This window comes from Paenibacillus motobuensis (assembly GCF_039521865.1).
GTDB classification, from domain to species: domain Bacteria; phylum Bacillota; class Bacilli; order Paenibacillales; family Paenibacillaceae; genus Fontibacillus; species Fontibacillus motobuensis.
Genome location: NZ_BAAACX010000009.1, coordinates 678,363 through 692,198, shown reverse-complemented (window position 1 = coordinate 692,198; position 13,836 = coordinate 678,363). Strand labels below are relative to the sequence as shown.

The 13,836-nt window shown below is 47.7% G+C and carries 11 protein-coding genes and 1 pseudogene; all 12 read left to right on the top strand.

Features of this window, described 5'->3' with window-relative positions; genetic code table 11:
• Nucleotides 1-617 precede the first annotated feature (617 nt).
• Entirely contained in the window at nt 618-1,610 is a 993-nt protein-coding gene (locus ABD014_RS13780) for a polysaccharide deacetylase family protein (protein WP_343861936.1), read from the top strand.
• Nucleotides 1,611-1,730: 120 nt separating this feature from the next.
• On the top strand, nt 1,731-2,984 hold the full coding sequence (locus tag ABD014_RS13775; RefSeq protein ID WP_343861934.1) for a M16 family metallopeptidase: 1,254 nt from the start codon (nt 1,731-1,733) through the stop codon (nt 2,982-2,984).
• Nucleotides 2,974-3,423, top strand: coding sequence for a dUTP diphosphatase (dut, locus tag ABD014_RS13770; RefSeq protein ID WP_343861932.1), 450 nt, complete (start codon nt 2,974-2,976; stop codon nt 3,421-3,423). Before ABD014_RS13775 ends, dut begins: the two co-directional genes overlap by 11 nt.
• Nucleotides 3,424-3,670: 247 nt before the next feature.
• A complete protein-coding gene (gene dpsA / locus ABD014_RS13765) occupies nt 3,671-4,570 on the top strand; it encodes a dipicolinate synthase subunit DpsA (RefSeq protein WP_343861930.1) in 900 nt (299 codons plus the stop codon).
• A complete protein-coding gene (locus ABD014_RS13760) occupies nt 4,567-5,160 on the top strand; it encodes a dipicolinate synthase subunit B (RefSeq protein WP_343861928.1) in 594 nt (197 codons plus the stop codon). The genes dpsA and ABD014_RS13760 overlap by 4 nt, the downstream gene beginning before the upstream one ends.
• Nucleotides 5,161-5,189: 29 nt before the next feature.
• A pseudogene (locus ABD014_RS13755) lies at nt 5,190-5,513 on the top strand (Asd/ArgC dimerization domain-containing protein); the annotation flags it as partial.
• Nucleotides 5,514-5,590: 77 nt separating this feature from the next.
• Nucleotides 5,591-6,814, top strand: coding sequence for an aspartate kinase (gene dapG / locus ABD014_RS13750; RefSeq protein ID WP_343861926.1), 1,224 nt, complete (start codon nt 5,591-5,593; stop codon nt 6,812-6,814).
• Between the two features lie 63 nt (nt 6,815-6,877).
• Nucleotides 6,878-7,741, top strand: a complete 864-nt coding sequence (gene dapA, locus ABD014_RS13745; protein WP_343861925.1) for a 4-hydroxy-tetrahydrodipicolinate synthase — start codon at nt 6,878-6,880, stop codon at nt 7,739-7,741.
• A 265-nt stretch (nt 7,742-8,006) separates the two neighbouring features.
• Nucleotides 8,007-9,686, top strand: a complete 1,680-nt coding sequence (locus tag ABD014_RS13740; protein WP_343861923.1) for a ribonuclease J — start codon at nt 8,007-8,009, stop codon at nt 9,684-9,686.
• A 216-nt stretch (nt 9,687-9,902) separates the two neighbouring features.
• Nucleotides 9,903-10,670 carry a ClpP family protease gene (locus tag ABD014_RS13735; protein ID WP_343861921.1) on the top strand — a complete coding sequence of 256 codons (768 nt, stop codon included), beginning with the start codon at nt 9,903-9,905 and terminating at the stop codon, nt 10,668-10,670.
• Nucleotides 10,667-10,891, top strand: a complete 225-nt coding sequence (locus tag ABD014_RS13730) for a YlzJ-like family protein (RefSeq protein ID WP_343861919.1) — start codon at nt 10,667-10,669, stop codon at nt 10,889-10,891. Before ABD014_RS13735 ends, ABD014_RS13730 begins: the two co-directional genes overlap by 4 nt.
• A 73-nt stretch (nt 10,892-10,964) precedes the next feature.
• Nucleotides 10,965-13,634: an FtsK/SpoIIIE family DNA translocase gene (locus ABD014_RS13725; protein WP_343861917.1), complete on the top strand. Its 2,670-nt coding sequence runs from the start codon at nt 10,965-10,967 to the stop codon at nt 13,632-13,634.
• Nucleotides 13,635-13,836: the final 202 nt, after the last annotated feature.

The following is a 13,836-nucleotide window of genomic DNA, read 5'->3' as shown; positions in this document are numbered from 1 at the left end:
TCTAACACGAAGTGAATCAGGAAGTAGACTCGGCATCGAATCTTGAATTCACCCGGGCCTAAGCGGATGCTTACGAAGTCATGTTTCCTCCGGAAACATCTCAGGTGCTCACGTACAAACTACGTACGCTCCGCTCCTCAGCCCCTAGCTTCATCCAACCTTCTTGGTGCTGAAAACCGAACTTTTTGAACATGAACTACTAATAAAGCGACTCTATAAATTTAACCTCTGACAGCACAATAGAAAAAATGCTATACACGGTTCCGTATTTGTGAAGTTCATCAATCGGTACATTGCTTCTAAAACAACAAAAGCCCTGCCTCTCTTTCGTCCTTGCGGCTCCGATGACCGCTCCAGTGTGAATCAGAAAATTTCAAACGTTCCGTAAACTTAAAACTCTTACTTTGTAGGGTTATCAAATAGGAATTTTCTTCACTTCTAGATGGGTTAATAGGAAATTTCGAGGAACTTACGAGGTTAAATTTACTCAACGGATGTAATTATAACATAAATTTTCTGAAAAGGACAGGATTATTTCCAAACTGTGCATATTTCGCATATTCTAGGACCTGTCTTCATAAGATTAGGACAAAACCCGCTGAAGGGGTGAGTCTGTCATGAGTCGAAAAAAACTGGCGGTCATCGTTGCAACAACCTTGCTCGTGATGATGCTGGGGCAGTTTGCTGGTATTCACAAATTTGTAGCAGGTGGCAACCATGAGAAGGGCAATAAGCTCGTACTCGGTTTACTTGCGGAGCGGAAAGAGGATGATCCCTTGATGGCGCGAATTCGCGCCGAAGCAGATAAAAGGAGAATCGAGCCTATTGATGCGGTCAATGACCGAGTATGGAAGGCCGTTCCCGGATACAATGGTCGTGAGGTAGATATAGATAAGACCTATGAGAAGGCTAAGGCAGCAGGCGCCGGCCAGAAGCTTGAATTCGTCTATCGCGAGCTGAAGCCGAAGGTCAGCTTGGATGATCTGGGGGCATCACCGATCTTTCGCGGTAATCCTAACAAGCCGATGGCTGCATTTATGATTAATGTAGCCTGGGGTAACGAGTATATTATACCGATGCTAGATACGCTAGATGAAGCTAAGGTGAAGGCGACCTTTTTCTTTGATGGAAGCTGGCTGAAGAAGAATACCGATCTGGCGCTGGAAATTCAAAAAAGAGGGCATCAGCTCGAGAATCATGCGTATTCCCATCCGAACATGAGTCAATTGGACGATAGTCGGGCCCGGCTGGAAATATCGAAGACAAAGGATCTGTTGAAGGAGAAGTTAGGGGTAGACAATCGCTGGTTCGCGCCGCCGTCCGGGGATTATGATCAGAGAACTGTCGAGCTGGCGGCTGAGCAAGGATTAAAAACGGTATTATGGACGGTAGATACGGTTGACTGGATGAAGCCTGAACCGAGCACGATAGTACAGAAAATCGCTCAAAAGGTTGAACCTGGATCGTTGATTCTGATGCATCCCACCGCTTCTTCACGAGATGCATTAAAAGGGATGATCCAGGTGATCGAGCGCAAGGGAATCAAGCTGGGCACGGTGGAAGAGACCTTGTCTCCTGACCGGATCGATACACCCGGAGTTGAGCGGTAGCCTTTTTTTTGATAGGATAGGATTGCATTTATCAATTCGCGGGTTGCTTGTCAAGCTATCCATTTAAATGATTGCTTACGAAACAAGTTTTGCTGGGCAAAACCTTTAGGAGGATCCTTAGTGAATAAGACGCAATTAAGCAATGGCCTGCGGGTCGTTACGGAGAAAATTCCATCCTGCCGTTCTGTCTCCTTCGGTATTTGGGTGAAGACCGGATCGCGTAATGAAACGCCGGAGCAGGGCGGGATTTCTCATTTTATTGAGCATATGCTGTTTAAGGGAACGTCTAGATACAGCGCCAAAGACATCGCTGAGGAATTCGATGCGATCGGTGGTAATGTTAATGCGTTCACCTCGAAGGAGTATACTTGCTTCTATGCCAAGGTACTAGATGAACATCTGCCGATTGCAGTTGATGTGCTATCGGATATGTTCTTCCATTCGCTGTTTGATGCAGAAGAGCTTCGCAAAGAGAAGAACGTTATCCTGGAGGAAATCTCGATGTACGAAGATACGCCGGATGACATGGTCCATGATCTCATAACAGAAGCCGCCTATGGGGAACATCCTCTGGCCCTACCTATTCTTGGAACCGAGGAGAAGCTCCTGGCGATGACGCCAGATCATCTTCGCCAATATATGAGAGAAAAGTATACGATCGAGAACACAGTGATTAGTGTTGCAGGCAATATCGATGACTCTCTGATTGAGCTGTTAGAGAAATATTTCGGGAGTTTCAGTAATCATGGTATTAGCGATCAATTGGTCGTACCTGAATTCCTCGGCAAGCTAAGGTTCTATAAGAAGAAGACGGAGCAGAATCATATCTGTCTCTCATTTCCGGGTCTTGCTACCGGGGATGATAGACAATACGCGATGGTGCTGCTTAACAATGCGATTGGCGGCGGCATGAGCTCTCGCCTGTTCCAGGAGATTCGCGAGAAGCGTGGTCTGGCCTACTCTGTCTATTCTTATCATAGCTCTAGTGCGGATAGCGGCCTGTTCACGGTCTATGCCGGAACTGCGCCGAAACAGACCGAGGATGTTCTGACTTTGACGAAGGAAATTTTGCATGATATCGCACATAACGGACTGACCGATAACGAGCTCCGCAAGGGGAAGGAGCAGCTCAAAGGCAGCCTGATTCTAAGTTTGGAGAGTACGGGGAGTCGGATGAACCGTCTCGGTAAGAATGAACTGATGCTGGGACGTCATTTTACCCTCGATCAAATGATAGATCGTATTGATGCGGTAACGATGGATGATGTAGACTATTGTATTAAGGAAATGTTCAAGAAGCCGTTTGCACTTGCCATGGTAGGTGCTTCGGACCGGGCAATATCCGGATTAAGGAGAGATGAACTTGTCATTTGATGTGCAGTTAAAACGTATGCCTGGCAATGAGGATGTAGAGCTTCCCCGCAAAATGTCTGAGCTTGCCTCTGGTTTTGATCTTTATGCAGCAGTAACACAGGATATCAGGTTACAGCCTGGAGAACGGTTCCTTGTACCCACGGGAATTGCGATTGCAATGCCAGCTGGGCTTGAGGCGCAAATCCGTCCGCGCAGCGGACTGGCCTTGAAGCATGGTATCACTTGTCTTAACACGCCTGGGACGATCGATGCGGATTATCGCGGCGAGATCAAGGTTCTTCTGATCAATTTGGGTCAGGAGGCGTTCACAATCACACGAAATGAGCGCATTGCGCAAATGGTATTCCAGACTGTACCCGTGGTCAACCTGCTTACAGTAGATGAACTATCGGACACAGAACGCGGGGCTGGCGGTTTCGGCCATACGGGAACGAAGTAAGTATAGAAGTAAAAATACAAGCATGCAGGCCTCAGTCGAATGACTGAAGTACTGTATGCTTGTTTTTTGTATATTTGTAGATTTATCATGCCCTCACTATCACAGTATGATGAAACATTGCTATTTTCTCAGACTAGTCCGAACAGCAGCTTGGGACAGTGTAAAAGTTTACTGTCTCCATCACCACTTGGTAGGCATCGGCATACTATGCTCTATACTGTATTGCCTGGAAGGAGTGGCGTCCTGAATGCTGACCGGTCTTACAATTGTGTTCCTGGGTGGAGATGCCAGGCAGGTCGAAGTCATTAATAAGTGTATTGAACTGGATGCATTGGTTCGTCTGGTTGGCTTCGACAAGTTGGAAAATTCGCCTTCCGGAGTGAGGCATGAAGCGTTGTCTTCTGTTTTGCTGCAAGAGGCCGATATTATCGTCATGCCGGTGATTGGCTGTGATGACAATGGAATTATCGCTGCGCCGTTCGGTAACGGAGATCTGGTGATGAAGCAGGAGCTGTTCATGGCCATACGGGAGGGAGCCCTGGTATACACGGGCATGGCCAAGAGCTTGCTGCGACGGATGAGCACCGAGTATGGTTTTCGTCTAATCGAACTCCTTGATCGTGATGATGTGGCGATATACAATTCGATTCCAACAGCAGAGGGAGCCCTTATGATGGCAATTCAGAATACTGATATAACCATTCACGGCTCGACCTGTGTCGTGCTTGGAATTGGGAGAACAGGCTTCACTCTGGCGAAGACTTTGCAGGGATTAGGGGCGAAAATCAGGGTAGGTGTCCGCAGGGAAGCGGATGCTGCGAGAGCTGCTGTTATGGGCTGGGAGCCTTTTATGACAAGGGATTTGACCGCTTACACTAGCGATATTGACTTGATTTTTAATACAATACCGACTATGATAATCACAGCGCAAATCATATCGAAATTGCCTAGAAGAACGGTAATTATCGACCTTGCCTCAGCTCCTGGCGGAACAGATTTCCGCTTCGCCGAGAAGCGTGGAATCAAAGCGCTCCTTGCTCCCGGATTACCTGGAATCGTAGCTCCTAAAACGGCTGGAATTATTATAGCGAACACATTGTGTCAGTCGATTACGGAAGAGTTCCATTTACGGGGGGATGAAGAGTGAATTGGCAAGGTGTAACGGTAGGTTACGCGGTAACAGGCTCACATTGTACACTTGCTGAGGTGATGCCGCAAATCCAACGTTTTGTGGATGATGGTGCTAAAGTTGTTCCGATCATATCCCAATCGGTACTTACGACGGATACCCGTTTTGGCAAATCAGAGGATTGGCAGAAGCAGTTACAAGATATTACCGGGAATAATATCATTTCTACAATTGTCGAGGCCGAGCCGCTCGGACCTAAGAAATTGCTAGATATCATGGTTATAGCGCCTTGTACAGGAACTACGACCAGTAAACTTGCGAATGCTGTAACAGATAGTCCTGTCCTGATGGCAGCAAAAGCGCAAATGCGCAATGGGCGTCCGCTCGTGGTCGCCATTTCAACGAATGATGGTCTGGGGTTTAATCTGGCGAACATCGCCAAGCTTATCGTCGCGAAGAATATATACTTCGTTCCTTTCGGTCAGGATAATCCGGTAGAGAAGCCGAATTCTCTTGTGGCACTGATGGAACTGGTTCCTGAGGCCTGCTTCGCGGCGCTTGAAGGTAAGCAATTGCAGCCGCTCATTATAGAACGGTTCAATTCATAGGGGCATATGAAGGACTATTAACTTAGGCAACAGCAACCTGCGTGCGTATTCCGGTTGTTTATGGGCATTTTGAGGTCGGTCTATGTCAAGTTGGCACGGGTTACGATCTGGATGAAGTGAGAAGCTTGCTGTCCGATGCACCGGGTGTGACGCTTGTTGACGATCCGGCAGTGCAGAGTTATGACTCTGGTTACGGAAGCTGCCGTCAAGACGGAGGTGTTCATAGACCTTCTGCGTCGTAATCTTGGCAATGCGCGGGCGCTGAAATTGTAGATTGTGTCCGATAATCTGCTGAAAAGGGCGCAGCATGGAACGCTGTTCAAATTGCAGAGATTATTGCAGCCAAAGGATAAAACTTGATACCCTAACAACCTAGAATAACGGAATAAAGTCAAGCTTTACTCCGCATACGTAAATTGGAGGAATACCCATGCGCATCTTAGTGCAAAAATTCGGTGGCACTTCTCTCTCCACTCCGGAGGCAAGAGATTACGTCATCTCACATATTCGCCGGGAGCTGGCTAACGGTTTCCGGCTCGTTGTGGTGGTGTCAGCAATGGGTCGAAAAGGCGACCCATATGCAACAGACACCCTTCTTGATCTTATTGCTCGTGGTGGGGGATCATTGGAGCCGCGTGAACAGGATTTACTGTTAGCCTGTGGTGAAATGATCTCCGCATCCATGCTTAGCAGCCTGCTGAAAAGAGAAAATATCTCTTCTTCCGTATTGACGGGGGCGCAGGCTGGTTTCCGAACGGATAGCCATTATGGCAATGCCAGAATTCTCGATATTGTTCCTACCCGAGTGCTGGAGCAGTTGGAGCAGAAAGACGTAGTGATTGTAACCGGGTTCCAGGGGCAAAATCAGATCGGCGACTTTACGACACTGGGACGCGGTGGAAGCGACACTTCGGCAACGGCGCTGGGTGCGGCGCTTCATGCTGAAATGGTCGATATTTATACGGATGTGAACGGCATCCTTACAGCAGACCCTAGAATCGTAGAGGATGCAAGGCAGCTTGACTATGTGAGCTATGCTGAAATATGCAATATGGCTCATCAAGGGGCTAAGGTTATTCATCCGCGGGCTGTTGAAATTGCCATGCAATCAGGTATACCTGTTCGCGTACGCTCCACATTCTCGGAGAGCGAAGGAACGCTCGTTGCGAATCCGGAAGGATTCAAGGATGTGCAACTCGGCATTCTGGACCGTTATGTTACCGGCATCGCCTATGTGAACAATGTGACACAGATCAAGGTTGATGCATCTAGTGGCAACAATAAGGAGTACTTACAGCTGCAGGTCTTTAAGACGATGGCAGAAAATTCAATCAGTGTCGATTTTATTAATGTTACCCCGTCAGGAGTCGTTTATACGGTATTTGATCATGATTCGGATAAAGCGGTACATGTATTGGAGCAGCTCGACTTGAGACCGGATGTGCTGACAGGCTGCGCCAAAGTATCGGTAATCGGCGGTGGAATCAATGGAGTTCCGGGAATTATGGCCAAAATCGTTGAAGCATTAACGGAGCAGAATGTACAGATTCTGCAATCTGCGGACTCCAATACGACGATTTGGGTACTAGTCAATCAGGATGATATGGTAGCGGCACTGCGGGCTTTGCATACCAAGTTTGAACTGGGCCGGTAGATAGCTTAAGCCTGTAAATAAGTTATATTCCGCTTATTCAGCGAATTGAGAGGGGAGACGAAGATGGATTTCGGTAGATTGATTACAGCGATGGTTACACCATTTGATAAACAGAATCGAATTCATTGGGGCGAGACAGCTCGTCTTATCGATTATCTAATTGAGGAACAGAAGTCCGACAGCCTGGTAGTGTGCGGTACGACCGGCGAGTCTCCAACATTGACAGACGAGGAAAAGCTGGAGTTATTTCGCTTTACGGTAGGACATGTGGCTGGTAGATGCAAAGTTATTGCGGGGACGGGTAGCAACAATACAGCCCACACCATCGAATTGTCCAAAGAAGCAGAGAAGCTGGGTGTAGATGGACTATTGCTTGTAGCTCCATATTATAATAAGCCTTCCCAGGAAGGGTTATATCAACATTTTTCTGTAATTGCTAATTCGGTTTCATTGCCAGCTGTACTGTATAATATCCCAGGTCGTACGGGCATTAGCATCAGTGCCGAGACAACATTGAGATTGGCGCAAATCCCTAATATTGTCGCCACGAAGGAGTGCGCTCCTCTGGACCAGGTGGCTGAGATTGCTAGTGCTGCACCGGCCGGTTTCAAAGTTTATTCCGGTGATGATGCGGCTGCGCTCCCAGCTATGGCTGTAGGGGCCTATGGGGTTGTAAGTGTTGCAAGTCATATCGTTGGCGGCCCGATGAAGGAAATGATCACTAGCTTCCTGGCAGGACAGGTAGACGAAGCAGCGAAGCTGCATCAAAGATTGCTGCCGGTATTCAAGGGATTATTCGAATGCCCGAATCCGGTTGCTGTGAAGTATGCGCTTAGCCAGCGCGGATATTCGGTGGGTTCGGTTCGACTGCCGCTTATCCCTCCGACGGAGGCGGAAGCAGAGTGCATTCGCGGGCTGCTGAACTAGTTCAAAGAACAACCAAATTTATGATACTTAACCATAAAGCGATGCCTTGAACAAGGCATTGCTTTTTTTATTCTGGAGCAATGTAAAGGTATGCAGGAAATTCGGCTGACTTGTTTTTTATCTTTTTAATCATGTATAATGTATTTCAAGTGACTGGGTGCGGTTAAGTTTTTTTATAGTTTTATTTAAATGAGCACTGATCGGGTGCATAACAACAAATTCAAAAATTTACGACGTCCAAACAAATTAGGAGGGTTAGATTCACTTGTCCAAAAAAATGAATAATGATAAACTGATGATCTTTTCATTGGGCGGCGTTGCCGAAATCGGAAAGAACATGTATGTCGTTCAATATGCCAATGATATCGTCGTTATCGATGCCGGTCTAAAATTCCCGGAGGAAGATATGCTTGGCATTGACATCGTCATTCCTGATATTACTTACTTGATGGAGAACCGTGATAAAGTAAGGGGTATCTTGATTACCCATGGTCATGAAGATCATATCGGTGGCTTGCCATACGTTCTCAAGAACTTGAATGTGCCTGTTTACGGTACTAAGCTTACGTTGGGTCTGGTTGAGAACAAGCTGAAGGAAGCAGGTCTACTTGGTGAAACGAAGCGGGTGCTTATTAACGCGGATTCCGAAGTTCAACTGGGATCTACGATGAAGGCTACTTTCTTCAGAACGAACCATAGTATTCCGGATTCCGTAGGGGTATGTCTGGAGACACCAGAAGGCAATGTCGTTCACACGGGGGACTTCAAATTCGACCATACGCCAGTGAATAATCAGTTTGCCGATCTCCATCGTATGGGTGAAATCGGAAAGAACGGCGTACTCGCTCTACTATCGGATAGTACGAATGCGGAGAGACCTGGATTTACGCCATCTGAGAAGAATGTAGGTATCGTACTTGATGATATCTTCAGCAAGGCCGAGCAGCGGGTAGTTGTTGCGACCTTTGCTTCCAACGTTCATCGGATTCAGCAGGTTATTGATGCGGCTTATACAACAGGACGCAAGGTTACAATCATCGGGCGCAGTATGGTGAACGTCGTGACGATTGCCTCTGAACTCGGTTATCTGAATGTACCGGACGGCTTGTTAATTGAGCCGGAAGAAGTAAATAAAATGGCTGCAGATCGTGTAGTCATTCTGTGTACAGGCAGCCAAGGCGAACCCATGTCGGCTCTGACTCGAATGGCGCGTTCAACACATCGCAAGGTCGATATTTTGCCTGGGGATACCGTTATCATCGCTGCTACTCCAGTACCTGGTAATGAGAAGTACGTTGGAAGAACGATTGATGAATTATTCCGCCTTGGTGCGGAAGTAATATATAGCGGTTCAAATTCCGGGGTGCACGTATCTGGTCACGGCAGTCAGGAAGAGCTTAAGCTGATGCTGAACCTGATGCGTCCGAAATATTTTATCCCAGTACACGGTGAATACCGGATGCTTCGCAAGCATGCGCTTCTTGGGGAATCCGTTGGCGTTGATCCAGACAATATCTTCCTGGTTGATGTCGGGGATGTTGTTGAGATTCAGAACGGTGCAGCTCGCAAGGCAGGGAAAGTTCCGTCCGGTAATGTACTGATAGATGGACTTGGCGTTGGTGACGTAGGCAATATTGTACTTCGCGACCGTAAGCTTCTGTCACAGGATGGAATCCTGGTCGTCGTTGTTACGCTGAGCAAGCAGGATGGCACTATCGTCTCTGGGCCGGATATTATATCCAGAGGCTTCGTATATGTGCGTGAATCGGAAGGGCTCTTAGAAGAGGCGAACCGGATCGTGTCCAGCACGCTGGAGAAGTTGATGAGCGAGAACGTGAACGAATGGGCTTCACTTAAGACTAGCGTCAAAGATGCCCTCGGTCGTTTCCTATATGAACAGACACGTCGCAGACCGATGATTTTGCCAATCATCATGGAAGTGTAATACTTCTGAACTGCAGCTAATTAAAATAATATTCTAGGCACACAGTCGCCTCTCTCCCAAAGGTAATATTGGACGGTTCCCGTGGGAGGGGGGCTTTTTTTGTGTCGCGGCACTTCTTCTGCTTAGTACTGTAATGAGGCCGGAAGAATATCGGCATACTAATCCTTATGGACGTAAGATTAGATTATAGGCTAATGCCGGAAGGAAAGGTGCATCATGCATAGACATAATGAAGTATCAGTGCGGCAGGAGACAGAGCCAGGGGAAAAGCCAGAGGTACAACAGCCGATGCCAGGGGATAAACCCGATGTAACTGATATGATCCAGCAGCTTGGTCAAACGGCTGTGCCAACTCCAGGAGAGTCCAACATATACTGCTTAACGATTATCGGCCAGATTGAAGGTCATCTTGTGCTGCCTCCGCAGAATAAGACGACGAAGTATGAGCATTTGATCCCGCAATTGGTCGCGGCTGAACAAAACCCGAAGATCGAGGGTTTGCTCATCATTTTAAATACGGTCGGCGGTGATGTGGAAGCAGGGCTCGCTATTGCCGAGATGATTGCTTCCCTCACGAAACCTACGGTCACAGTCGTTATTGGAGGCGGGCATAGTATTGGTGTACCTATTGCTGTTGCTTCCAATTATTCGCTGATCGCTGAGAGTGCGACGATGACTATTCATCCGATCCGTATGACCGGACTCGTTATCGGTGTTCCGCAGACGTTCGAGTACATCGAGAAAATGCAGGAGCGAGTCGTCCGCTTCGTAACGTCGCATTCTAATATTACTGAACAAACGTTCAAGGAGCTGATGTTCAAGACGGGCGAGCTCAATCGGGATATCGGGACATCGGTTGGAGGAAATGATGCGGTCAAGTATGGTCTGATTGATGGAGTTGGGGGGATCGGCGAAGGTTTGCTTCAATTAAACAGTCTGATTGATTCGCGAAGAAAGACTGCCCAAGGAGGACCGAAGCAATGACGCATTATACCATTATGCCTGAAGAGGAGTATTGGGCACAGCCTGAGGTTCAGGAGATGTATACGGAGCTTGAGATGGAGGGCGTTCTGATGCAGGTCCGGATGGAACAGGGTAATCGGGCAACGATCATCAGATTGCTGCGATGTAATCTTGAAGATTATTTGAATCCGCGACTTGCTCCCGGACAGCAAATTGTCTATTTGCCAGCCTTGTTTAAATAAGTGTTGCTTACAAATGGGTAGCGGTTTTATCGGGTGGATATGGTATAATATTCATCTGGGAGGTGTTCCTGTTTTGGCACAAAAAAGGAAGAAGAAGAGGAAGGCTGTTGCCTTAGGCAATTTACTAAAATATGAAATTTATGGGATCATTCTAATTACACTATCTATAATAGCGCTGTCCGGCGAAGCCGCGGTAGGAAGAACATTATCCAAGATGTCGGCTCTCTTGCTGGGCAAGTTCTATTTCGTGATTCCTTTAATAGGTATTTATGTTGGACTAGCCGTCATGATCAATCGCAAATGGCCGTCCCGCTGGACCACTAGACGCAGCGGGGGCCTTCTTGCTGTGCTTGCGCTCGCTCTGATGAGTACTCTTATCTCCATGCAGCAAAGGCTGGAACCGATCGTTCCGCTGACTTTCGGCAATATTTTGAACCAGATTCATACCGATCTGCGTACTTCATTGTTCCAGCCAACAGCGGTTGAAATGGGCTTCAGTATGCTGAATCTAAATATTAGCGGGGGGTATATCGGCGGTATAGAATTTGCTCTGCTCTATTCCCTATTTGGTCCGGCTGGAGCTACGCTGATTATGATCGTCATGCTGGCGATCAGCTTCATGCTGATTACTGGCTTATCCTATGTAGATATCGTTCGTCTGCTGCGTGGCAGATTAGGCGAGTTTGGCAAACAGATGGGAGAGAAAGTGCGAATGCTGCGCCCTGTTCCCGTCAAGAACCGGAATCGGCGGGAGGCTAAGCCGGTGGCAGTATCGCCAAGTGAGAATATAGAGGAAGACGATGCAGGTTATATGTTGAATGAAGAGGAACAACAGTCTCCACCGAAGAAGAAACCGGTATTTTTTCAGTTATTTGGTTATAAAGGCAGAGCTGCAAGCCAGACTGAGGCTGCTAATGATAATTACATAGATGAAGATCTGCAGACTGAACCATTAGAATCAGAATCAACCCAAGGCATTAACTGGAATGAATTGAAATATGAAGGCCAGCAGAATGAAGATCTTGCCACTGAGGATAGAGGACCTATCATTCGTGATTTCTTCGACAATATTCAGCGGGAGAGTCGTCTGCAAGATGAGGATGAGGCCATGGAGGGAGACTTTGAAGGCTTCGATCATGGGGCGACTTGGCCTGAAGAGGAGGGAACAGCTCCTGATCCTCTTGCTGAAGAGAACTTCATGGATGAGGTAGCGAACTTGGATGAGATTGACTCTAGTCTTGAAGCGGATGCCTCCTCTGGAGAACAGGAAGCCGAAGCGGATGTACCGATTGCACCGCCAAAGCCTGCACCGAAGCCATATAAGTTGCCATCGTTCCGTTTACTCTCGAAGCCTGCCGGATCGGGCAAAGCTGGCGATCAGGCGGATTATATGCAGACAGCTCGCAAACTTGAAGCTACGTTGGAGAGCTTCGGGGTGCGCGCACGTGTGCTTGAAGTGGTAAGGGGGCCTGCGGTAACCCGTTATGAAGTTCAACCTGATATCGGCGTTAAGGTTAGCCGGATTGTCAACCTTACCGACGATATTGCGCTTGCACTTGCTGCCAAAGATATTCGTATGGAAGCGCCGATTCCAGGTAAATCTGCGATTGGTATTGAAGTACCGAATAATGAAGTATCTCTTGTCACGATGCGTGAAGTTATGGAGACACCGACCTTTATGAATTCGGAGGCTAGATTAACGATTGCCTTTGGTCGCGATATTTCGGGACAGACCATCGTTGGCAATCTGGCCAAAATGCCGCACTTGCTCGTTGCCGGAGCTACTGGTTCAGGTAAATCGGTATGTATTAACGGGATCATCACAAGTATTCTATACAAAGCCAAGCCGGATGAAGTCAAGTTCATGATGGTTGACCCGAAAATGGTTGAACTTAATGTATATAATGGTATTCCTCATCTGCTTACTCCGGTAGTTACTGACCCGCGACGGGCTTCACTAGCGCTGAAGAAGATCGTTGTTGAGATGGAGAAGCGCTATGAGTTGTTCTCCAAATCGGGAGCCCGCAATATCGAAGGCTATAACCAAATGATGCAAGATAATCCCGAGGCGGTACTACCCTATATCGTCGTCATCGTAGACGAGCTTGCCGATTTGATGATGGTTGCTGCGCATGATGTGGAGGATGCAATTGCTCGTCTCGCACAAATGGCGCGGGCTGCGGGCATTCATCTAATTATCGCTACCCAACGGCCTTCGGTTGACGTTATTACCGGGGTGATTAAGGCAAATATTCCGTCGCGGATTGCCTTCGGGGTCTCCTCACAGGTCGATTCCCGTACTATTCTAGATATGGCTGGTGCTGAGAAGCTGCTCGGTCGCGGTGATATGCTGTACATGCCGATGGGTGCATCGAAGCCGATCCGCGTTCAGGGAGCATTCATGAGCGATCAGGAGGTCGAGACCATCGTCTCTTATGTGAGAACTCAAGGCCAAGCTGAATATGATGAGAGCCTGGTTCCGGAAATCGATGAGGAGTCGACAGAGCCGGAAGAGGTTCTCGATGAATTATATGATCAAGCGGTGCAGATTGTCCTTGAGGCGAAGCAAGCTTCAGTATCGCTCCTGCAGCGGAGAATGCGCGTCGGTTATACTCGGGCCGCAAGATTGATCGACTCGATGGAAGCGCGGGGGATCGTAGGTCCGTATGAAGGAAGTAAACCACGGGAAGTGCTGCTTACAATGGATCAATTCAAAATGAATAATAACAAGATCTCATCTTAGAGTGCATGTTCAAAAAGGCCAGTTCTCAGCACCGAAGCTTATGCTTCCGATGTACGTTTTTTCAAAACGCTTCAGTTGGATAAAGCTCAGGGTCAGAGGAGCGGAGCTACACGTTTTCGTAGAAAACGACCTCGGAAGCATTTACTTGTAGTTTGTACGTGAGCACCTGAGATGTTTCCGGAGGAAACATACTTCGTAAGCA